Annotated in this window: 23 protein-coding genes; 12 read left to right on the top strand and 11 right to left on the bottom strand. The window is 42.3% G+C overall.

Features of this window, described 5'->3' with window-relative positions; translation table 11 throughout:
- Window positions 1–53: 53 nt before the first annotated feature.
- Entirely contained in the window at window positions 54–1835 is a 1782-nt protein-coding gene (locus R2B77_RS09155) for a hypothetical protein (RefSeq protein ID WP_203247943.1), read from the bottom strand.
- Entirely contained in the window at window positions 1825–2379 is a 555-nt protein-coding gene (locus R2B77_RS09150; protein ID WP_203247944.1) for an RNA polymerase sigma factor, read from the bottom strand. The genes R2B77_RS09155 and R2B77_RS09150 overlap by 11 nt, the downstream gene beginning before the upstream one ends.
- 171 nt (window positions 2380–2550) lie before the next feature.
- Here R2B77_RS09150 and R2B77_RS09145 point away from each other — a divergent pair, with 171 nt between their 5' ends.
- Entirely contained in the window at window positions 2551–3879 is a 1329-nt protein-coding gene (locus R2B77_RS09145) for a sodium-dependent transporter (RefSeq protein WP_203247945.1), read from the top strand.
- A 155-nt stretch (window positions 3880–4034) separates the two neighbouring features.
- Here the strand turns inward: R2B77_RS09145 and R2B77_RS09140 are convergent, their stop codons facing one another.
- A complete protein-coding gene (locus R2B77_RS09140; protein ID WP_203247946.1) occupies window positions 4035–4295 on the bottom strand; it encodes a DUF1871 family protein in 261 nt (86 codons plus the stop codon).
- 73 nt (window positions 4296–4368) lie between these two features.
- On the opposite strand from R2B77_RS09140, the gene R2B77_RS09135 reads away from it, so the two are divergent.
- Window positions 4369–5544 carry a PatB family C-S lyase gene (locus R2B77_RS09135; protein ID WP_203247947.1) on the top strand — a complete coding sequence of 392 codons (1176 nt, stop codon included), beginning with the start codon at window positions 4369–4371 and terminating at the stop codon, window positions 5542–5544.
- A 21-nt stretch (window positions 5545–5565) separates the two neighbouring features.
- On the opposite strand, the gene R2B77_RS09130 is transcribed toward R2B77_RS09135, so the two are convergent.
- Together R2B77_RS09130 and R2B77_RS09125 are read right to left on the bottom strand one after the other, a co-directional pair.
- Window positions 5566–5769 carry a hypothetical protein gene (locus R2B77_RS09130; protein WP_212391624.1) on the bottom strand — a complete coding sequence of 68 codons (204 nt, stop codon included), beginning with the start codon at window positions 5767–5769 and terminating at the stop codon, window positions 5566–5568.
- 56 nt (window positions 5770–5825) lie between these two features.
- On the bottom strand, window positions 5826–6413 hold the full coding sequence (locus R2B77_RS09125) for a peptidylprolyl isomerase (RefSeq protein ID WP_203248104.1): 588 nt from the start codon (window positions 6411–6413) through the stop codon (window positions 5826–5828).
- 227 nt (window positions 6414–6640) lie between these two features.
- On the opposite strand from R2B77_RS09125, the gene R2B77_RS09120 reads away from it, so the two are divergent.
- Both R2B77_RS09120 and R2B77_RS09115 read left to right on the top strand, forming a co-directional pair.
- Window positions 6641–7867, top strand: a complete 1227-nt coding sequence (locus tag R2B77_RS09120) for an MFS transporter (RefSeq protein ID WP_203247949.1) — start codon at window positions 6641–6643, stop codon at window positions 7865–7867.
- A 49-nt stretch (window positions 7868–7916) separates the two neighbouring features.
- Window positions 7917–9770 (top strand): transglycosylase domain-containing protein, encoded by a 1854-nt coding sequence (locus R2B77_RS09115; protein ID WP_203247950.1) that lies wholly within the window; start codon window positions 7917–7919, stop codon window positions 9768–9770.
- Window positions 9771–9883: 113 nt separating this feature from the next.
- On the opposite strand, the gene R2B77_RS09110 is transcribed toward R2B77_RS09115, so the two are convergent.
- The gene (locus R2B77_RS09110) at window positions 9884–10447 is read right to left on the bottom strand and encodes a DUF5366 family protein (RefSeq protein ID WP_203247951.1); all 564 of its coding nucleotides are present in this window, start codon (window positions 10445–10447) and stop codon (window positions 9884–9886) included.
- 260 nt (window positions 10448–10707) lie between these two features.
- Here R2B77_RS09110 and R2B77_RS09105 point away from each other — a divergent pair, with 260 nt between their 5' ends.
- From R2B77_RS09105 to mnhG, 7 genes are read left to right on the top strand one after another with little or no spacing between them, the layout of a single operon-like run.
- Complete coding sequence (locus R2B77_RS09105) at window positions 10708–13116, top strand: Na+/H+ antiporter subunit A (protein WP_322555681.1); 2409 nt, start codon at window positions 10708–10710, stop codon at window positions 13114–13116.
- Window positions 13103–13525, top strand: a complete 423-nt coding sequence (locus tag R2B77_RS09100; RefSeq protein WP_203247953.1) for a Na(+)/H(+) antiporter subunit B — start codon at window positions 13103–13105, stop codon at window positions 13523–13525. Before R2B77_RS09105 ends, R2B77_RS09100 begins: the two co-directional genes overlap by 14 nt.
- Window positions 13525–13866, top strand: coding sequence for a Na(+)/H(+) antiporter subunit C (locus R2B77_RS09095; RefSeq protein WP_203247954.1), 342 nt, complete (start codon window positions 13525–13527; stop codon window positions 13864–13866). The genes R2B77_RS09100 and R2B77_RS09095 overlap by 1 nt, the downstream gene beginning before the upstream one ends.
- Window positions 13859–15340 carry a Na+/H+ antiporter subunit D gene (locus R2B77_RS09090; RefSeq protein WP_203247955.1) on the top strand — a complete coding sequence of 494 codons (1482 nt, stop codon included), beginning with the start codon at window positions 13859–13861 and terminating at the stop codon, window positions 15338–15340. Before R2B77_RS09095 ends, R2B77_RS09090 begins: the two co-directional genes overlap by 8 nt.
- Window positions 15341–15347: 7 nt before the next feature.
- Window positions 15348–15827: a Na+/H+ antiporter subunit E gene (locus R2B77_RS09085; protein ID WP_203247956.1), complete on the top strand. Its 480-nt coding sequence runs from the start codon at window positions 15348–15350 to the stop codon at window positions 15825–15827.
- The gene (locus R2B77_RS09080; protein WP_203247957.1) at window positions 15824–16105 is read left to right on the top strand and encodes a Na(+)/H(+) antiporter subunit F1; all 282 of its coding nucleotides are present in this window, start codon (window positions 15824–15826) and stop codon (window positions 16103–16105) included. Before R2B77_RS09085 ends, R2B77_RS09080 begins: the two co-directional genes overlap by 4 nt.
- Window positions 16089–16457, top strand: a complete 369-nt coding sequence (mnhG, locus tag R2B77_RS09075; RefSeq protein WP_203247958.1) for a monovalent cation/H(+) antiporter subunit G — start codon at window positions 16089–16091, stop codon at window positions 16455–16457. Before R2B77_RS09080 ends, mnhG begins: the two co-directional genes overlap by 17 nt.
- 46 nt (window positions 16458–16503) lie before the next feature.
- On the opposite strand, the gene R2B77_RS09070 is transcribed toward mnhG, so the two are convergent.
- Both R2B77_RS09070 and R2B77_RS09065 read right to left on the bottom strand, forming a co-directional pair.
- Entirely contained in the window at window positions 16504–16782 is a 279-nt protein-coding gene (locus tag R2B77_RS09070) for a hypothetical protein (protein WP_203247959.1), read from the bottom strand.
- A gap of 56 nt (window positions 16783–16838) precedes the next feature.
- A complete protein-coding gene (locus R2B77_RS09065) occupies window positions 16839–18350 on the bottom strand; it encodes a leucyl aminopeptidase (protein WP_203247960.1) in 1512 nt (503 codons plus the stop codon).
- 202 nt (window positions 18351–18552) lie between these two features.
- Between R2B77_RS09065 and R2B77_RS09060 the strand changes: the two genes are divergently transcribed.
- The gene (locus R2B77_RS09060; RefSeq protein ID WP_203247961.1) at window positions 18553–19029 is read left to right on the top strand and encodes a divergent PAP2 family protein; all 477 of its coding nucleotides are present in this window, start codon (window positions 18553–18555) and stop codon (window positions 19027–19029) included.
- Window positions 19030–19117: 88 nt separating this feature from the next.
- On the opposite strand, the gene R2B77_RS09055 is transcribed toward R2B77_RS09060, so the two are convergent.
- From R2B77_RS09055 to R2B77_RS09045, 3 genes are all read right to left on the bottom strand, one after another.
- The gene (locus tag R2B77_RS09055) at window positions 19118–19444 is read right to left on the bottom strand and encodes a YuiB family protein (protein ID WP_203247962.1); all 327 of its coding nucleotides are present in this window, start codon (window positions 19442–19444) and stop codon (window positions 19118–19120) included.
- Window positions 19445–19618: 174 nt separating this feature from the next.
- Window positions 19619–20833, bottom strand: coding sequence for an NAD(P)/FAD-dependent oxidoreductase (locus R2B77_RS09050; RefSeq protein WP_203247963.1), 1215 nt, complete (start codon window positions 20831–20833; stop codon window positions 19619–19621).
- Window positions 20834–21070: 237 nt separating this feature from the next.
- Entirely contained in the window at window positions 21071–21433 is a 363-nt protein-coding gene (locus R2B77_RS09045) for a HesB/IscA family protein (RefSeq protein ID WP_203247964.1), read from the bottom strand.
- Window positions 21434–21509 lie beyond the last annotated feature (76 nt).

Raw genomic sequence — 21509 nt, 5'->3', positions numbered from 1 at the left:
CCGTAGGTTTTTCAGTGGCCTCCAACACACGGGATAACCTTTCCTCACTCTTCTCATTGCATAGGCAGATAATTGACACGCCAACCGTTTTCCGTGTGCGACATTGAAAAATACTGTACTTTACTGTTATAAGAATCATGTCCTGGATTCAAGTTCAGCGTGGCAAGGCCACTCCAATTGCCATCTTCACCTTGTTGCTCATCCGCCTGGAATGAAATTGATTTATATACTTCATCAAACTTAACATTTGGACTCAATGCCGCCTCTCTGATGAACGTTTCTTTGTCGACGGTTGGACCATATTCCCCTTGGACATACAGTGAATACTGCGTTTCATAATCACCAATTTCCGCTGCATAGAAATACAGACCGACAATCGTAACTGGACTCGTTTCTTCTAAATCTAGTTCGTTCTTAAATGTTGAGTAGATTTTATACACATATTTGACATGTTTCATGAAATCCTTATCAATTAGCGTTTCTGGTTCACTATGCGTTGAGGGATCCGGGGTTAACCATTGCATAAATAATTCCCACTCCTGACTGCCTACCCATATAAATAGGAATTTCTCAGAAGATCCATCCTTACGAATAATTTTAACAGTAGCAGAAAGTGTACTAGGAGCATCTTGTTCCACTGAATCTGCGAAAAATACAATTTTCTCTGCATTGTCAAAAAGGGATGCCCCTTTGCGCCAATTTGCAACATACCACTCTACCGTATAGCCTCTGCCTTGATGAATATTCGTGGTCATATCATCACTATGGCTTAAATAATACATCGTTTCAGGATCTTCCATATCGTTGGCGTAATTAAATACGCCAGCCATATAAATTAGCGATAATCCTTTAAAGATGGTTTTATCATGAGACATTTTAAATTGATCATAAAGTGATTTTACTTCTTGTTGAAAATGCTTATCTGGTAATGTAATTGACTGATTTGCTATTTCTTCTCGTCTATCAGAGTCGCTACCTTCTAACTGCCCCGTCCTTGTAAGTGCCAATGTGGCATAACCACGTGCGGCAGGGTGAAACTTAGTCTTTATCTTTTCAGCAAGCCGTGGCGCATAATAGCGCACCGTTATCTCCCCAGTATCCCTATTCATAGTCAGTTCGGTGTATTGCTCGCGCATCGTATCAATCATATTTTCGAGTTCCTCTGAAAATGAATCCGAACTTAGCATCATCACAGCGGCTTTATCAATGGAAGGATCCATTTCAAAATCTTCTATTGCTTGATGATTCTCCGCCAAAATTTCATCATAGACAGCGATGAGACTCCTTACTTTTCCGAAAAAGGAATCAAGATAAGCAATACTTGCTTGTTCATCCTCCTCCAAAGACTGATTTGCAATATCCTTCATCATGTCAGATGGCAATGCTAAGGCGGATAGTGCGCGTTCATAGTTCCCATCTGCTTGTTCCATGTCGTCAGCAATGCTTTCAATAATCGCATCTGCTTCACTAACAAACGTCAACTTGCTAAATTTGTCCTCTTCTAGCTTCAATATATCCCGTTGCTTATTACGTTCAACCACATAATCATTTTGGAGTTTTTCAACATATTCGTCACTAGCTAGTTTTTCATTATGTTCTGTGATAAACAAAGCCGTGATAATGCCGAATAAAAATATACTGGCAATGCTAACAGCCCAAACCGTTATCTTGTGGCGAAGCGGTCTTTTTTTCCCACTAGAAGACTCCTTCTTTCCAGGATTATTCGCCTCCTCTTCGATTTTCTGAAGCACCTCCTCCGAATTAAATGAAGATGGCAGACGGTCATAGGATTTTTTTAGAAATTCCATTCGTTTGTCGAAATTATTATTCGCCATGACGCACACCTCCATTATTGTCCATCGCTTTTTTCAAACTGTCCTTCGCCCGATGTAAACGTGTCTTAACAGCCGAGAGCGTAATGTTTAAGACGTCGGCAATTTGCTGATATGATAAGTCTTGGAAATAATATAGGATCAGTGGCAGTCGATATTTTTCATCTAACTGCATAATCGCTACGTGTAATTCTCGGTCTTCTTCGAATAATAGAACTTGTGCCTCCACGGAATGCTGTACGTTCATTTGTGTATCATTGCCCACTTTTTGTTGTTTATCTCGCTCACGATTTTCTTTTCGATAATAATCACGTGCTGTGTTCAACGTGATTTTATACAGCCATGTTGTGAAGCGTTCTTGGTTAAATTGATGCAGAAACCTGTGCAATTTGATGAACACTTCCTGCGTTACATCCGGTACATCATCTAGCTGTACGCCACATTGATAGGCAAATTTCTCGACTGTCCGATAGTGTAGCTTCATCAGCTTTCCATAAGCGGCTCGGTCTCCTTGCTGTGCTTTTTCGATTAAGCCGATAGTGTTCATGGCTCCCCCTCACCCTCTTGCTTCTGTAGATGATACGAAACTTTTCCCCACATTGTTTCACACAAAAATGAAAAGATTCTGGACTTGAATACTTCCGTGAAAGTCCTTTGGCATTCAAGTTAATTCGTGTACAATAAATGAGTCTTTACTATAAGAAAGAGTGGTTATTTTATGAAACAACGTGATCAATGGACGTCCAAAATCGGCTTCGTTCTCGCTGCAGCTGGTAGTGCAATCGGACTCGGTGCCATTTGGAAATTCCCTTATATGGTTGGAACGAATGGCGGTAGTGTCTTCGTCCTGCTATTTATCATTTGCACAATTGCGATTGGACTTCCAATCTTGCTTGCAGAATTTGTCATTGGGCGGAGAGGGCAGGCTGACGTAGTTACTTCTCTAAAAAAACTAGCCCCTGGACGACAGTGGTATTTATTCGGCTGGATGGGGTTAGCTGTATCCTTTATCCTCCTATCCTTTTACAGTGTAGTTGGTGGATGGATTCTATCTTACCTAGCGCGCGCTCTTACCTTCCGACTCAATGTCACCGATCATAGTGAATACTTCAATTCTATCATTTCCAACCCACTGGAGGTTTTACTCGCTCAGGCTGTCTTTATGGGATTAACGATTTGGATTGTACAAAGTGGTATCCGAGGTGGCATTGAACGGGCGAGCCGATGGATGATGCCGCTATTATTCATATTCTTCATCATCCTAGCGATTCGTTCATTGACATTAGACGGGGCCATGGAAGGTGTCCGCTTCTTGTTTGTACCGGATTGGTCTTACTTTACAGGCACCACACTGTTACTGGCACTTGGGCAAGCATTCTTCTCCTTGAGTGTCGGGGTAACTGCCATGATGACATATGCATCTTATTTGCCAAAAGAAGAACAGTTGGGGCAATCTGCCGTCAACGTTTCCATCTTGAATATTGTCATTTCGTTATTAGCCGGACTTGTCATTTTCCCAGCGGTGTTCGCACTTGGGCAATCTCCCGCTGAAGGACCAGGACTTATTTTCGTCATCTTACCGGCGATTTTTAGCCAAATTCCATTTGGGAATGCATTTATGATCGTGTTCTTCATCCTAATGCTATTTGCGACACTAACGTCCTCTATTTCTATGCTAGAGATTGTTGTGTCGACAGGTATCCGCCAGAAGCATGAACGTAGAAGAGGTGCTGCTTGGGTATTCGGGATTCTGATCTTTATCGTCGGTATACCGAGCGCGTTATCATTTGGCCTGCTATCTGATGTCCAAATTTTCGGCGGATCCATTTTTGATTTTGCTGATACATTGACAAGCAAAATTGGAATGCCACTCGGTGCACTTTGTATTTCGTTGTTTGCAGGTTTTGTCCTAACAAAAGTACAAACAGACGATGAACTCCGTATGCACCCTGTTATGAATACACTGTGGAAGTTCCTTGTTCGATATGCGGCACCCGCTGCGATCATAATTATTTTTATTACATGGATTATCGAACTTCAATCTTAATCAAAAAATGACCCATAGATATTAGTCATCCATGGGTTCTTTCAATATTACAATATCAATTACGCCTCGGCTAATTAAGAATTTGGAAATATTAGGTCTTTCTAATTTTCAACAAAAAACGCACCCCCTACTTGTTTAGGATGCGTTTTTTCTTTTTAGACGATAGATTTCGCCTCATATTTAATTGCTAATAACTTGTAAGAAATTTTCATGCATTTTTCAATTGGAATCCATAGTTTATAGGAGTGTTCATAAATCTCACGAATGCGTTTAGCAAGATCTGTCGGGTGATCGAGGCGATGCAATTCTGAGATAACATCAACAATTTCGAGTTCATATGCTTTAGCTCCCGCTTCAAACGGATCCCATTGTTCTAGAAGCGCAATAGCCTTTTTATTTATTTCGATTGATTCCACGATAAGCCACCTTATTTTTCTTTAGTCTTATTTATGATAGCATAGTAGAGAAAAAAGGAAAGTAGGGATACTCATGAGTGTATTTGAAAAAGTCATTGAACGACGAGAAACCCGTTCTGTAAAATGGGACATGATGGAGAAAATTTATAATATTGAAGACGCATCTGCTATTTTACCTATGTGGGTCGCTGATATGGATTTTGCCGCACCTGAAGCCGTCATCCAAGCGATGAAGGAACGGCTTGACCATCCAGTCTTCGGTTACTCATATGCTTGTGAAGGCTGTAAAGATGCTGTTCGGTCATGGTTATCGGAGCGTCATGAATGGGAAACGAAAAACGAATGGATGCTATTTCATCAGGGAGTTGTTCCTGCAATCGCCTCCGTTGTTGAAACATTCACGACTGCGGGTGACGGGATTCTTGTCACATCGCCTGTCTATCCACCATTTTTTCAAATTCCACAACGACAACAACGAAACATCGTTGAATGCGTTATGTTTGAAGAAGACGTAGCCTATTCCATCGACTTTGAAGAATTCGAAAAATGCCTACAGCAAAATGTAAAGCTGTTTATCTTATGTAATCCGCATAATCCTGGGGGTATCGTCTGGAAAGAGGACGAATTAAAAGAAATGCTAAGACTTTGTACAAAATATGATGTTCTTATTTTAGCGGATGAAATTCACGCTGATCTCGTCTTCCCGGGACATAAACATATTCCACTAGTCACATTGGCGGGCGAAGAAGCTGACCGCATCATCACTTGTGTCGCACCTACAAAAACCTTTAATATCGCAGGTGTCCAAGCGGCGTTAATGATCGCGACAGACGAAGGTGTACGGGAGAAACTGACGTTGAATGCGATGGCTCACGGCCAGATGGATTTGAGTCCATTTGCAGCAGCCGCACTAACTGCTGCCTATAAAGAAGGCGGCCCTTGGTTAGACGAATTACTCGAAATCATTTCTTCGAATATGGACTATGTCATTCATGAGCTGACGTCAGCAATCTCTGGCTTAAAAATTGCGAAGCCACATGGTACGTATCTACTTTGGATTGACTATCGTGGTACGGGGCTAAATGAAGATGAAATGATGGACAGGTTGTTGAATAAAGGGAAACTTGCACTTGAACCAGGGACAAAATACGGCGAGGCAGGACGCGGCTTCCTACGGATGAATGTCGCTACACCACGTTCACTCGTCGAAGAGGGCGTTAACCGATTTGTGACTGCACTGACTGACTGATAAACAAAGAAAAACAGCATCTCAATGTTGAGAGTGCTGTTTTTCTTGTGCTTCGCGACGTTCACGTAAAATCCGCTCTTCTAATTCTTTCGTTTCGAGCTCTTGCTTCTTCGAGTTGTTTCGAATCCAGCGTAGAGCAAAATACATGAGAATCATGAAGAATAGAAACGAAAATGCTGCCGGAATATATTCTGATTTATCTTCTGGAAAGTAAAGGAACGGCATTAATAAAACGTTCACTTGCTACACTTCCTCATCTTAGTAATTTCACTTGGCTAGAATTATTTTTGAAGAATTTCAATAGATTCGATTGAAACGTCTTCAACCGGCTTATCTTGACGACCTTTTTCCACTGCAGCAATTTTGTTGACAACATCCATGCCTTCGATAACTTGTCCAAATACTGTATGCTTTTGGTCAAGATGTGGTGTCCCGCCTGTTTCTTCGTAAGCTTTAGCAATTTCTGCTGGCCAGCCGCCTTCTTCCATTTGCTTAGCAGTTCCAGGTGCTTGTGATGCTTGAACGATGAAGAACTGGCTGCCGTTTGTTCCAGGACCAGCGTTTGCCATTGACAATGCACCGTTTATGTTGAATAAATCCATTGTGAATTCATCTTCAAACGTATCACCGTAGATGCTTGCTCCGCCCATTCCAGTTCCTGTTGGGTCTCCACCTTGAATCATGAAATCTTGGATAACACGGTGGAAAATGATACCGTCATAATAACCATTTTCAGCGTGTGTCAAAAAGTTTTCAACTGTTTTTGGAGCCTGTTCTGGGAAAAGCTTAATTTTAATCGGACCGAGTGTCGTGTTCATGACGACAAGCGCCTCGTTTGCTGCTACTTCTTTTGATAATTGTGGATACATAATTGTTGCCTCCCCTTGATTTTTGTCAGATGCTGTGCCGCAAGCGGTTAACAGAATCATGAATAAAATAGTTAGTAAAGAGAAATAATACTTTTTCATTTCATATTCACCCTGAATTAGTCTACCATATTACAATTCATTTTTCGACGAATAAGCACGTTACTTCCTTCGTATCTCGAAATGTTTTATACTTATAGAAGAGCACGATACAGAAAGCAGGTTTTTAGATGGACGTGCAAAAACGAAACTTTGTTATCATTTTGATTTCTAACTTCCTCGTCGCAGGCACAATGACGATGATTATGCCTTTCCTTTCACTCTATATTGAAACCTTCGGAGACCATTCCGATGCTTACGTCCAAAAATGGTCTGGCCTTATTTTTGGCGCATCCTTTGTGACAGCTTTTATTATGTCACCTATTTGGGGACGTGTCGCTGACAAATATGGCTTCAAGCCCATTTTGCTCATTAACGGTTTTGGAATTGCAACATCCGTCTTTTTAATGGGCTTCGTCGATTCAGTAGAAGTATTTTTCCTCTTACGCTTACTCAACGGTGTCGTCACAGGATTTATTCCTACGTCACTTGCATTTGTATCCTCACAAACCTCCAAGGAAGAAGCCGGTAAAATGCTCGGCACTTTACAAATGGGGAGTGTGACAGGGACTTTGTTCGGTCCCGCTTTAGGCGGATTACTCGCGGATACGTTCGGATTTCAATACACCTTTATCATCACTTCGGTTTCTGTCGTAATAGCAGCGATCATCGTACTTTTCGGTATTCAAGAGCAACGACGTGCGAAAAGTGACCGGACGAATCGCTATTCTCGCAAAGCCATTTTAAGTGGACTGCTACACCATCGACTCATGCTCAATGTGATGGTTGTAACTGCTCTTATTCAAATTGGTAACTTCAGCATCCAACCGCTATTGTCACTTTATGTTGCACAATTATCAGATGCCAAGGATGTCGCCTTCCTCGCAGGTATTACCTTTAGTGCAGCTGGCTTAGGCAATCTATTATTCGCTCGCCATTGGGGTAAACTTGGGGATGATATCGGTTACGAAAAGGTCTTATCTCTATTACTATTGCTGTCCTTTCTTTTCATCATCCCACAAGCCTTTGTCACGGAGTTATGGCAACTTATCATTTGCCGACTACTCTTCGGAATTGCAATTGGGGGGATGATTCCGATTACAACTGCACTTGTTAGGCGTGAAGCCCCCGTGGATATCCAAGGTGAGGTTATGGGGTATAACACGAGCTTCCGCTTTCTAGGCAATATTATCGGTCCCATGTTCGGCGGAATCATTAGTGGTTTTATCGGCATCTCTTCCGTTTTTCTTTTAACAGGTGTATTGTTCCTTGTCGGCTTTGCCTTTCTATATTATGCGAAAAGGAAACCTGGACAAGATTTTGAAGATTTCTTAGCGCTGAAAGAACAACAAACTTAAATTTATGCTATTCTTTTGTCAGTACTTATTTTTGAATGGAGGTCCGGTGTTGAAACGGTTCATCGGCATAGTCATTATTCTTTTCTTCATCCCTATTTTAATCATTGTTCAAGAGGCGATTGCTGTTGAATTAACGACGGCTAACACGTTTAACGAGCAAATGACGCGTTCCATCGAGCTATCGACACCGTCCGTCAATGTACCTGTTGCAATGAAGGATCGCAATGGTGTTATTTTTGCAGAGGAGTACGTAGAATGGCGTACTCCACTTGCACTTGATTCCATTCCTACTTTCGTTCGTCAATTGTTCCTCGAAAGTGAGGATAAAAGTTTCTTTGATCACCGCGGCTATGATGTAGCGGCCATCGTCCGAGCCTTTGCGGTCAACACAGCAACAGACGATTTGCAACAAGGAGCTTCGACGATCACGCAGCAAGTCGTGCGTATGCGTTTTTTATCGACAGAAAAAACGTATGAACGTAAGCTGACGGAGCTTTTTTACGCGACGGAGCTGGAGAAACAAACGACAAAAGAGGCTATTTTAGAAATATATTTGAATGAAATGTATTTCGGCAATCAAGTGTATGGTATTGGTGCGGCTGCTACCTATTATTTTAGCAAGCCCATCTATGAGTTGAATGAAGCACAGCAAGCGTTCATCGCGGCGATTCCAAACAATCCTTCATTGTACGATCCATTAGTCCATTTCGATCAAACGAAAAAAAGGCAAGAACGTTTGTTAGATATCCTTGCAAAAAACAGCGTTATCACTTTGGAGGAAGCTGAAGCATATAAAAATATACCGATTACATTGCAGCTAAAAAAGAAAGAAAGTAATTTTCCAGCGTACAGCACGTATGTCCTTTCAGAGCTGTCGGAGCTCATTGCTCAATCGGAAGGCTTAGCGGATCAAATTGCCGAAGCAAAAGATAAATCCACAAAGCTAGCCCTTAAAGTTCAAGTTCAGCAGCGAACAGCGGAAGTACTCGCAACAGGTCTTATCATCGAAACAGCACTCAATCCGCAGAAGCAACAACAAGACGAACAGGCAGTTACTGCACTATTAAAACCTGAGGGATTGCAGGCTGGTGCCGCCGTTATTGACAATGAAACGCGAGAAATCATTAGTCTATTTGCAGGGAAGAACTATAAAAAAGCGGATTTCCACCGTGGCTTCCAAGCCGTCAGACAGCCTGGTTCCGCTATCAAACCGATTTTAGTTTATGCTCCTTATTTTGAAAGCGGACCTTACACAGCGAATAGCCGTGTCAATAGCGGTAGCATTTGCATCGGTTCCTATTGCCCGACTAATGTCGGCGGCTATGTATATGGAACAACAACTGTGAAAGAAGCATTTCGACGTAGCCATAATACAGCCGCAGTCCGATTACTACAAACTGTCGGCATTGACAATGCATTTACCTTTATCGAACCTTTTCACTTTAAATCGATTACACAACAGGATCATAGCTATGCAGCTGCACTTGGAGGATTGTCTAAAGGGATGACACCACTTGAGCTTGCAGGGGCTTACACGGGATTCATCGACGGGATGTATACTCCTGTCCGTGCGATTCGTACAGTGAAGGATAGTGAGGGAAAACTTTTATATGAATGGGCAGATCAAAAAATAGAAGTATGGTCGCCGACTACAATTTCAACAATGCGGAGCCTACTATCAGATGTTGTGACTAATGGAACCGGACGCGGAATTCCATATACGACTGCGTATACAGGTGCAAAAACAGGCACCACAGACCATTACAAGGATTTGTGGGTAGGTGGCCTAAACGAACACTACACAACAGCTGTCTGGGTAGGCTATGACAAACCACAACCAATGAAATCTTTAAGTGACCAGAAAATCCATTTGCAGCTTTTTTCAACACTATTACGAGACTAAGAAACTTCCGAGTGCCAGACACCACTATCCTTTACACATGGCTTGTAGGGATATCTAAAAAAGACTCTGCGATTAGATAGCAGGTGTCTTGCACTCGCCTGCAAGAAAATTTTTCATGCCAAAAATGGCAAACTCGCAATTACACCGTTATAAAGCTTGAGTAAAATATAGACAATTGTAGTAATGAGCACGCTCCAAATAATCATTTCAAAAGCAATTAGCCCAACTGTTCTACTAACCGTCATGAACTTGCTCAGCTTATACACAACATAAACAAAGTAAATGAATGTCGTTAGTAGAAAAATAGCCGACAGCACACCTATCGAACTAATCCCCCCTGCTGATGCGAGTGAGCCAAAAAAATAAATAACGTTGCCGCCCTTCGCCTCACTATACGACTCACCTTTCACATCCTTCGAAAAGAACAGCATCGCCGTTTCGTGTATCGTTCCGGCGATTAATTTCAAAGCTGAAAATACCATAAAAAATAGTAATGCATAGATGACTAACAAAAAAATACGGAGCTGCATATCCGTTAAAAACTCGCGCATTCCTGTATACAAACCAATTTCCTCAAACAGCTCTACTGACAAACCGACTGTGAACACGCCAAACGTCAAGCTAAACAGGACGATTGTCACAAAGGGTAAATACCCAAATATATATGGATTTTTCATAAGACACCTCGATAATTTCAATTACGCCCCGGACATCCGCCGGAGGCTTCATTTGATTGCATACCTTCCATGATATCGGAAGTATGTCCCAATTAGCAACATCCCCCAATTAAATTCCCACCTTTTTCCCTTGTACAAAAATCGTGGACTATGGTATAGTTACGACAATCAAATAACCGAACGTACTTGGAGGAGTCTGTCACCAAGGGGTATCTATGCCCTTTTGTGATAGACTTTTTTGCGTTAAAAGGAGGATTTTCTTGGAATTTGTCTTATTGATTTTTCTACCGATTATTGCTGCACTTGTTGTCCCGCTACTTTTTAAGCATTTGAAGGGCATACATACTGGCTGGTTCGTATTAATTGTACCACTTGTTCTTTTCATATTTTATGTTAGTTTCATCCCCATAACGATGGCTGGAGGACACGCCGTATCGGAATTACATTGGATTCCTTCCCTTGGTATTTCGTTTGTCTCTTATATAGATGGACTAAGCCTGTTATTTACATTACTTATCACAGGCATTGGTGCCCTTGTCGTACTGTACTCCATCTTTTATCTCGATAAAGATCTGGAGAAACTCGGCAATTTTTATGTCTATCTACTATTATTCATGACAGCCATGCTTGGTGTCGTACAGTCGGATAATGTCATGACCCTGTATTTATTCTGGGAATTAACATCGATTTCCTCCTTCCTACTTATTGGTTATTGGTATAAGCGGGATCGTTCGCGTTTCGGTGCCTTGAAATCAATGATGATTACGGTGTTTGGTGGTTTAATGATGCTTGGTGGATTTGTTTTACTTGGCATTATGGGCAATTCGTTCTCCATTCGCGAACTGATTGCAAACGTTTCCACATTTATCGGGCATGAATTCTTTACGTTAGCGCTTGTTCTTGTTCTGCTCGGTGCATTTACGAAGTCAGCGCAGTTCCCTTTCTACATTTGGTTACCGGATGCTATGGAAGCGCCTACACCTGTCAGTGCTTATTTACACTCTGCCACGATGGTCAAAGCAGGATTGTATCTTGTTGCACGCTTTACGCCTATTTTCGCTGTTTCGGAAGTATGGGTTTGGCTCGTTACAGGCATCGGGCTACTGACGCTGTTCTGGGGCTCATTCTTTGCTGTAAAACAAACGGATTTGAAGGCGATTCTCGCCTTTTCAACCGTCAGTCAGCTGGGGCTCATTATGTCTCTGCTCGGTGCGGGTGCAGTCGCCTATCATACCGATGATGCTATTTTTAAATTTGCGGCATTTGCAGCGATTTTTCATTTGATTAACCATGCGACCTTTAAAGGTAGTTTGTTCATGATCGCGGGGATTGTGGATCATGAAACAGGTACGCGGGATATCCGAAAACTCGGTGGCCTGATGAGCATTATGCCAATTAGCTTTACTGTGGCGTTCATTGGCTCAATGTCCATGGCAGGCTTGCCACCTTTTAACGGCTTCCTCAGTAAGGAAATGTTCCTCGAATCCATGCTAGCCTTGCGTCATTTTGAGTTATTCAACTTTGGAACATGGGGTATTATTTTCCCTGTTGTTGCTTGGATCGCGAGTGTCTTCACATTCGTCTATAGCTTTTACTTTGTCTTCAAAACCTTTGCGGGGCAGCGGAAAAATGAACCACTTCCAAAAATGCCGCATGAAGCACCAATCGGGATGCTACTGTCCCCAATCATTTTAGCGACACTCGTTGTTGGGATTTTCTTCATCCCCAACCTGATTGGGAAATGGTTAGTTAAGCCGGCTGTCATGGCAGTTCAACCTGGATTGTACAACCATCCGTCTGAAGTAGCCGTACATGTTGCGGCATGGCATGGCTTTGATTCTCCAGCATTATGGATGACGATTGCCATTGTTGGTGTCGGTGCAATTTTGTACGTGACGATGAAGAAATGGCAGAATCTATACGATATTCAGCCGCAATATTTGTCATTGAATGCCTTGTACGATTCAGCAATGCTGTTTGGCGAAAGCGGCATGAATCGTCTATCTCGTTTTTATATGACAGGGTTAATCCGAACGTATTTACTGTATATGTTCGCTTTCATTATCGCGATTACGACGGCAGCGCTGTTTATCAAAGAAGCCTTTGTTGTCGATACGGCTAGTTTTTCAGCGGTAAGTGTGTATGGTATATTGACTGCGGTTATTCTTGTCATTGCTGTCGCGATGATTTTACTAGCGAAAACACGATTGTCGGCTATTATCGCACTCGGTGCTGTTGGGTATTCAGTCGCTTTATTCTTTGTCATTTTTAAAGCGCCGGACTTAGCACTTACACAGCTGGTCATTGAAACAATTTCAGTAGCTTTGTTCTTACTGGCATTCAAACACTTGCCTGCTTTGAACAATCACGGGGAAACAAAACCGAATAAGCTAATGAATTTGATCATTGCAGCTGGAGTCGGTATTACTGTGATGCTCGTTGCAATATCTGCACACTCACAAAAACTGATTCCATCTATCTCCCAATATTACAAAGATACAGTCGCGACAGAAGCAGGCGGCGGAAATATCGTCAACGTGATTTTGGTCGATTACCGTGGCTTTGATACACTATTTGAAATTGCTGTGTTGGCGATTGCAGGTATCGGTGTGCTTGCGATGATTAAACTAAAGCTTGCCAAAAAGGAGGATACGGATGAAAACAAATGATGTTATTTTACAAACGACAACCAAGCTCGTATTTTTCATCATCTTCCTTTTTTCCATCCATATTTTCTTTGCGGGTCACTATACACCCGGTGGGGGCTTCGTCGGCGGTTTGCTGACAACTGGCGCCATCGTCCTATTGTTGTTGGCCTTTGATTTGAAAACGGTGCAAAAAGCATTGCCGTTCAACTTCACCATTGTGACAGGCATTGGCTTACTGCTGGCACTAGGCACAGCTGCTGGTGCTATATTTTTCAACGTACCGTTCTTTACACATGCTTTCGATGATTTCACCTTGCCTTTATTCGGGACAACCTCTTTGCATACGGCGATGATTTTCGATGCAGGTGTCTATCTAGTCGTTGTCGGCGCGGCGATTACGATGATTCAATCGATTGGAGGAGATGCCTAATGGAACTGATTATGATACTTGTTATTGGCATCCTGTTCATGGCGGCTACCTACTTAATCCTTTCAAGGAGCGTCCTTAAAATTATTTTGGGAACTGGTTTACTCAGCCATGGCGCACATTTATTAATTTTAACAATGGGTGGATTGGGTGGTATTTCGCCGCCAGTTATTGCTGACGGCGTTACCAATTACGCTGACCCTTTGCCGCAAGCGCTTATTTTGACGGCTATCGTGATTAGTTTTGGTGTAACGGCTCTCATTTTGGTATTAGCTTATCGGACGTACGCCGAGCATCAAACAGATAATATGAATCTAATGAGAGGAAATGACGAACATGATTAATTTACCTTTATTTCCGATCCTCTTACCATTTTTGTTCGCGATTGTCCTTCTGTTTTTTAAAGAGAATATTCGTGTGCAACGCGTATTGACAGCTATTGGACTTGTTATCAGCTTAATTGCTGCCCTATTCCTAGTGGCGAAAGTGAAGACTGATGGTATTCAAGCACTAACATTAGGCAGCTGGCCGGCACCCTTCGGCATTTCAATGGTGTCTGACATGTTTTCTGCGGTGCTTGTGACCACAACGATTATACTGACACTATGCGTTGTCATTTATAGCTTCACAGCCATTGGAAAAGAACGAGAACGTTACTTCTACTATCCAGCCATTTTATTCATGATAACTGGCGTCAATGGTGCCTTTACAACAGGCGATATTTTCAATATGTTTGTCTTCTTCGAAGTACTACTCATCGCCTCATACGTGTTAATTGTATTAGGAGGAGAAAAGAAACAGCTTCGCGAATCAATCAAATATGTGCTTGTCAATGTTATTTCATCGGCATTGTTTGTCATTACGGTTGCCTTTTTATACTCGGTCATCGGGACATTGAATATGGCGGATATTTCCGTGAAGATTGCAGAAATCGGACAACCCGGTATTATTACCGTCATTGCGATTTTGATGCTCGTTGTCTTTGGTGTTAAAGGGTCCATTTTCCCACTGTACTTCTGGTTACCTGGCTCTTATGCAGCTCCACCAATCCCGGTCCTCGCACTCTTTGGGGCACTACTAACGAAGGTCGGGGTCTATGCCATCATGAGAACGTACACATTGTTTTTCGTCCATGATATCAGCTTTACACATGAAATCTTGTATGTGTTGGCGATTTTAACAATCATTGCAGGCTGTATTGGAGCTCTTGCCTACTTTGATTTGAAACAAATTATCATTTATAACATCGTGATTGCTGTTGGCGTCATTTTATTTGGCGCAGCGCAGATGAATGAAGCGGGCTTAACAGGTGCTATTTTCTATCTCATTCACGACATGCTCATTAAGGGAGCGTTGTTCCTGCTCATCGGGATTATCATCTACGTCACCGGCACATCCAACTTGCGCAAAATGGGTGGGCTGATGAAAACACATGCCCCACTTGGTTGGTTTTATATCGTTGCTGCATTTGGACTAGCAGGTATTCCACCACTTAGTGGATTCATAGGTAAGCTGCTAATTGTGCAGGGTGCATTTGAGGCAGGTCATGTTTGGGGCAGTATTATCCTTCTGTTATCGAGCCTTGTCGTTCTGTTGTCCGTCATTCGCATTTTCGTCTATGCGTTTTGGGGAGAGCCTGTCGACTTGCCAAAACGTGAGCGTCGTCCATACCGGAGCATGATGATTCCAGCTGTCGCTTTGGTCGTCCTGTCGGTGTTATATGGTGTGGGTACGGAATGGTTGATGCCATACATGACGGATGCCTCTAACGTATTACTACAACCGTCCATCTATATTGATGCGGTGTTAAAGGAGTAGATGCACGATGGCTTTCCAACTATTATTGAACTTTTTCATCGCCTTTGTCTGGATGTTTATGAGCACTTCACTGACAGCCTCAACATTCGTTATTGGCTACTTGATTGGTCTGATTTTAATTATTATGATGAGGCGATTTTTTAAGGAAAGACTTTATATTTCACGGCTGTGGGCATTCTTTAAATTGACACTGCTGTTCTTCAAAGAATTACTATTATCAAATATTTCGGTACTGCGTGTAGTCTTGCGGCCAAAGCTGGATATTCAACCGATGATTTTCGCGTTACCGACAGATCTTGAGCATGACTGGGAAATTACGTTGTTATCCAGTTTGATTACATTAACACCTGGAACGATTGTGTTGAACGTTTCTGATGATCAACGCACACTTTATATCCATGCGATTGATGTGGATGATGTTGCTGATGCAATTGATTCTATTAAAAATTCTTTTGAAAAAGCAATTAAGGAGGTAAGCCGCCCATGATGACTTTCATTTGGATTTGCCTCATACTTGTCGTCTTATCTATTTTCGGCTTACTGTATCGTGTGTACTTCGGTCCTTCCACACCTGATCGACTCATTGCACTCGACGCGATTGGCGTGATGTTGATTTCTGCCATCGCCTTGTTGTCGCTTTTATTTGATACTGGATTTTTCATCGAAGTCATTTTACTAATTGCGATCCTGTCATTTATCGGGACTGTATCATTCTCTAAATTCATTGAGAAAGGAGAGATCATCGAACGTGACCGTAATCGCTAATATACTCATCGTTTCTACGATCGTTGTCGGTATCATTTTCACGATTGTGACTGTCATCGGTATCTTGCGCTTACCCGATGTCTATACACGGGCACATGCCGCATCCAAAAGTGCAACTTTGGGAGTACTTAGTATTTTGTTAGGCGTCTTTCTTCACTTTTGGTTAATTAAAGGCGTCTTTAGCATTCAACTGATTCTGGCGATTGTCTTTCTGTTCATCACCTCACCCATTGGTGGGCATTTAATGAGTCGGGCTGCTTATATGTCCGGCGTCAAACCGACAGAACTCACTGTTGGTGATGATTTGGCGGAAGTTGTAGCAAAAGCAAAGAACACGCGGAAAGAAGTTTAAAAAACACGCATGTCAATCGGAATTCCGACTGTCATGCGTGTTTTTATTAATAATAAGGACCGTAGGGTGGATAACCGTAACCATATGGCGGATAAGCATATGGAGGGTAGTATGGAGGATAACCATATGGAGGATAGCCACCATACCCACCACCATAGCCCGGGGTTAGCGCCGACCCTAAAAGACCACCAGCAAGGCCTCCTAGAAAGGGTACCCCAAATCCGCCAAAGCCATCAAATCCACGTCCAAAACCACCGCGTCTACGACCGTCAAAACCACGACCAAATCCGCCGCGACCACCATCAAAACCTCTAGACATTTCCATCCCCCTTCCCACCTATCCTATTCAAACAGGGACATCGGGAAAGAGACAATTGCCTATCAATCCTCTATATTAGTATCTGCCATACGTTCAACTAATGTTGCAAGCGTTCGTACCATTACACCAGTTGCACCCTTAGGACCTAAATCATGCGCTGCCGCAGCGTCTGACGTCCCTGCGATGTCCAAGTGGACCCAAGGGGTTGTTTCGGCAAATTCACCTACAAAGCCTCCACCAAAGATCATATGACCATCACGGCCCGGTGAATTATTCAGGTCGGCTACATCACTTTTACGAATTCGTTTCTTATCACTTTCCGTTAATGGTAGCCTCCAAACGAATTCACCCGTTTCTAAAGAGGCTTGCATAAATTCTTCAAAGAACGCTTCATCATTTGTGAGTGCTCCTGTCTTATCGTTACCAAGTGCAACGATAACACCGCCTGTTAGTGTCGCTACATCAATCAGGTAATCAGCTCCCGCTTGTTTCGCGTACGTCACAGCATCCGCCAACACAAGGCGCCCCTCCGCATCTGTATTGAGTACCTCAATCGTTTTACCACTCAATGACGTTATGACATCATCCGGCTTAAATGCATCTCCTGAAACCATATTATCCGTTGAACCAATAACCGCAATAACATTTTTTTGTGGTCGCAATTCACCAATAATCGCCATGGCACCAAGAACAGCGGCTGCACCACCCATATCGCCCTTCATGCCAACCATTCCCTCGCGAGGTTTCAATGAATAGCCGCCTGTATCATAGGTAACACCTTTACCGACTAGGCCGATGACATCTTCCCATTGCTCTGTCGCCGCATACTTTAACACAATAAGCTTCGGCTCCTCAACAGACCCTTTATTTACCGCTAAAATAGCGCCCATACCGAGCTCTTCCATTTCTTTTTTACCTAATACTTCAATTTCAAAATCATATTTTTCCGCAAGCTCGCGTGCATAGTCAGCCATTTTAGTTGCTGTTAAAATATTTGGTGGCATGTTAACGAGGTTTCGTGCTTCATTAACTGCATCTGCATACACTTTCCCGACTTCACATGCCGCTTTCAATTCATCCTCATCTGATGAAGATAAGATTGTCAGCACTTCAATTGCCACGTCACGATCATTGGAATCAGTACGATAGCCTGCAAACTTATACGTTCCCATGCCAATGCCTTCCGCAGCTGCAAACGCAACATCCTCGCATGTTAGCTTATCATTCGTGAAAGGTGCTGTCCAAACCGCAACTGAAACTGCCTTCACGCTAGCTAATTCTTTACCGATTGCTGCAAATGCTTGACGCAGGCGCTCTTCTGTCAAGGTCTTCTGTACACCAAGTCCAATAAAGAAGACGCGCTTGTAGTCACGTTCTTCAATGGCTGGCATAGAGACAATTTTATTAAAAGTCGTTTTAATATCCCCGGCTTTAAGCCACTCAGGCAAACGCGTACTAAAAGAGCTAACGAAGCCGTCCCAGCCAACGATATTTTCCGGGTGTTCTGGAACACCAATAATTAAGACATCCGCCTCTACTTTGTTAAAATCTGGTTCTACAATGATTGTTTTCATTTAATTGGCCTCCCATTTTTTCATACACCCTTTATTATATACTAAGTTTTCACCTACTTGTACGAATTCATTCGGAATCCGTAGTATATTGTTCCTCCAATAAAGGTAAAGGTTTGTGGTATACTAACTTCAAAAGGCTAGACATCATTAGGATAAGGTTAATGAATCCATTTTATTCTAAATTCAAAAGGAGTGGACCTAAATGGCTGTATTCCAAAACATTCCGCTCCTCGCGGCATTATTCGGGATTGTCTTTGCACAAATCGTAAAAATCCCAATTTATTTTCTACTTAGCGGCAAGCTCGACTGGAAACTGATGACATCAACAGGCGGCATGCCCAGCTCTCACTCAGCGGCAGTGACAGCCTTAACGACAGCAATTGCTTACGAAGCAGGACTTGGTTCCCCCCTCTTTGCAGTTTCTGCTATCTTCGCCGTCATCGTCATGTTCGACGCGACAGGAATTCGCTATCAAGCAGGGCAGCAAGCATTGATTATCAATCAAATGCGCTTAGATTTCCAAACATTTGTGCAAGAGGCGAAAGGTTGGCAACAAAAAGATGGGCAGCAAAAAATACAAGAACTCAAAACATTGCTTGGACACAAACCAAGCGAAGTGTTTGTAGGTGCCGTAACAGGTATCCTCATCTCCATCATTATTTATTCATTTATTGTATGACTAAAAAGCCACTTTCTCTTTATAGGAGGAAGTGGCTTTTTAATGAAAATCGCTTTGCTTTCAATACAAACACATTTGCTGAATGTAGTTAAAACATTTGATAACCTTGTTTTCTCAAAATCTTCATGACGATTCCTGAAATAATAGCACCTACTAGACCACTTGCTAAGATAATAATATCCGCTGTGTGCAGCGCAATTAGTTTCTCACCAAGAAGCTGAAACGCATGCTTTGGCTTTGTAAAGTATTCATATACCTTCACTTCATCAATAATCAATACCACGACGATTGGATAAATAATAGCCATTAACCATGTCATGCGAAGAAGCATATTTAATAGAAATCCGATACCAAAAAACATCACCATGAAAATTAGTACGGATAAGACGACGTGCGTCAATGAAATGGTTCCCAAAGTAACAACCTCCGTTTTCCACTCATTATTTTACATGAATGAGAGATGGCTTTCAACCAATCACATCCCGTTAGCTAATTTAGCATATTTTACATAGAAATCAAATTCATATAAAAAAGCATCTGCCGTCGTTAGAAGGCAGATGCTTTTTATAGTTTTTTAATATGAATCAAATTATAGGAAATTGAATTTCCCTTTTTTAATCGTTAAGCCTACTCCACCAATGAGGAATAGTGAGCGGTTATCCACCACTTTTTTCATGAATGAAGCCTTCGCCCCTGTCAATTTCTTACCATATACAAGACCGATAGCATCGTCTTCACCAAGTGAACAAACGCTACCTTTCAAGTCAGGTACGAACTCAGAAGTCTGGTTACCCTTCATAAGTGCGATGATATTGTTCGCACACATGTCGCCCTGTTGCATCGCAATTTGCGCTGTTGGTGGGTATGGACGATTCTCTTCTTCGTTAATCATCAATGCACAGTCTCCAATGATGAATACATCATCATGACCTGGTGCACGAAGATCTTTGTCAACTTTAACACGCGCACGCATGTTTTCGATGCCAGAAGATTCGATTAGACGGTTACCGCGAACACCTGCAGCCCAAATGACTGTACCAGCTTTGATGAATTCAAATTCATCTTCACCTTTTTTAATGTTGACGCCTTCTTCAGTCGCTTCAACAACCGGTGTTCCGATTGAGAATTCGATCCCTTTAGCTTCCAATTTAGCTACCGCATATTCGACAAGTTCCGGATCAAATCCTGGAAGTACCATAGGAGCTGCTTCTACGCACAGTACGCGTACTTTGTCAGCCGGCACGTCGAACTCTTTGCAAAGTTCAGGTACACGATTTCCAAGCTCACCTAGCAATTCGATACCTGAGAATCCTGCACCCCCAACAACGATTGTTAGACGGCTATCATCTTTCTCCTCTTCAAGAGACCATGTAGCAAATTGGTATTCGATATGCTCACGAATTTGGCGAGCTGCTTTTACATTTGCCATTGATAGCGCATACTTGTCAAGTCCAGGAATTCCAAATGTTTCACCTTCGAAACCAAGTGAAATTACAAGATAATCGTATGTATGTGTACCCACACTAGATGTTACGACTTTGCCTTCAACATCAATTGCTTGTACATCTGCTTTGATGAATTCAACTTTTTGACTACTAATAACACTTTTGATGTCATAACGAACTTGTTCTGGAGACAATGTTCCAGCAGCTGCCTCATGCAACCATGTAGACTCATAGTGATAATCATTTTTATTTATGAGGACAACATCTGCCTCGTCTGTCCCAAGTGATTTTTGCAAATTAACGACTGTTGATAAACCGCCGTACCCTGCACCTAACACCAAAATTGTCGGTCTTTTCACGAAGATCGAAACCACCTTTAAATTATTATGTGCCCGGCCCTCGTGAAATCTAATACACCGACGATTTACACAGTCCTGGCCTTTGTCAATTTTTCGACAAACCTCTATCTCTTATAGTAGCCCTTTTGATACGGTATTTCAATACTATAATTGAAATAGGAAATGTTTAAAAACACAGAATAATACAGTAAATCAAAATAGCCCTTTACGCATAATCGTAAAGGGCTTTAAAAGTGATTAGCAGTCAGCCGGAGTTCCAGCTTTGTTCGCTGTTCTAAATGAAGTTCCACACCCACACGAAGCAATCGCATTGGGATTATTTATCGTAAATCCGCCCCCCATGAGGGACTCTTTGTAATCGACTTGTGTACCATTGAGAATACCTGCATCTTCGCTTGAAACAAGGATTTGCAGACCATGTTGGACTAACAGCTGGTCTTCCTCCGACTTTTCAGCCTCGAAGCCCATCCCGTATGTCAATCCGCTGCAGCCTCCGCCATTAACAGCAACACGTAAGAATGAACCCTCTTCCCCATTATGGCGCATCATTTCCTTTACATGAAATGCCGCTGCCTCGGTAACTTCAACAACTTGTGCCATGCGTGTTCACCTTCCCTTTGTTTTCTATTATCTATCATAGCAAGGAATTTATACTTAACGCAATCATAATTACTCG

Source organism: Sporosarcina beigongshangi, from assembly GCF_033485195.1.
Classification (GTDB): Bacteria; Bacillota; Bacilli; order Bacillales_A; family Planococcaceae; genus Sporosarcina; species Sporosarcina beigongshangi.
Note: the sequence above shows the minus strand (reverse complement) of the source record. Positions and strands in the feature narration are given on the sequence as shown.

Bases quoted from the DNA above. Each gene is read 5' to 3' on its own strand.
- R2B77_RS09145 (WP_203247945.1), top strand. From the start codon at position 2,551: ATGAAACAACGTGATCAATGGACGTCCAAAATCGGCTTCGTTCTCGCT.
- R2B77_RS09135 (WP_203247947.1), top strand. From the start codon at position 4,369: ATGAGTGTATTTGAAAAAGTCATTGAACGACGAGAAACCCGTTCTGTA.
- R2B77_RS09085 (WP_203247956.1), top strand. From the start codon at position 15,348: ATGGCTTTCCAACTATTATTGAACTTTTTCATCGCCTTTGTCTGGATG.
- R2B77_RS09060 (WP_203247961.1), top strand. From the start codon at position 18,553: ATGGCTGTATTCCAAAACATTCCGCTCCTCGCGGCATTATTCGGGATT.
- R2B77_RS09090 (WP_203247955.1), top strand. From the start codon at position 13,859: ATGATTAATTTACCTTTATTTCCGATCCTCTTACCATTTTTGTTCGCG.
- R2B77_RS09130 (WP_212391624.1), bottom strand. From the start codon at position 5,769: ATGCCGTTCCTTTACTTTCCAGAAGATAAATCAGAATATATTCCGGCA.
- R2B77_RS09100 (WP_203247953.1), top strand. From the start codon at position 13,103: ATGAAAACAAATGATGTTATTTTACAAACGACAACCAAGCTCGTATTT.
- R2B77_RS09120 (WP_203247949.1), top strand. From the start codon at position 6,641: ATGGACGTGCAAAAACGAAACTTTGTTATCATTTTGATTTCTAACTTC.
- R2B77_RS09155 (WP_203247943.1), bottom strand. From the start codon at position 1,835: ATGGCGAATAATAATTTCGACAAACGAATGGAATTTCTAAAAAAATCC.
- R2B77_RS09045 (WP_203247964.1), bottom strand. From the start codon at position 21,433: ATGGCACAAGTTGTTGAAGTTACCGAGGCAGCGGCATTTCATGTAAAG.
- R2B77_RS09150 (WP_203247944.1), bottom strand. From the start codon at position 2,379: ATGAACACTATCGGCTTAATCGAAAAAGCACAGCAAGGAGACCGAGCC.
- R2B77_RS09095 (WP_203247954.1), top strand. From the start codon at position 13,525: ATGGAACTGATTATGATACTTGTTATTGGCATCCTGTTCATGGCGGCT.
- R2B77_RS09070 (WP_203247959.1), bottom strand. From the start codon at position 16,782: ATGGAAATGTCTAGAGGTTTTGATGGTGGTCGCGGCGGATTTGGTCGT.
- R2B77_RS09125 (WP_203248104.1), bottom strand. From the start codon at position 6,413: ATGTATCCACAATTATCAAAAGAAGTAGCAGCAAACGAGGCGCTTGTC.
- R2B77_RS09110 (WP_203247951.1), bottom strand. From the start codon at position 10,447: ATGAAAAATCCATATATATTTGGGTATTTACCCTTTGTGACAATCGTC.
- R2B77_RS09080 (WP_203247957.1), top strand. From the start codon at position 15,824: ATGATGACTTTCATTTGGATTTGCCTCATACTTGTCGTCTTATCTATT.
- R2B77_RS09065 (WP_203247960.1), bottom strand. From the start codon at position 18,350: ATGAAAACAATCATTGTAGAACCAGATTTTAACAAAGTAGAGGCGGAT.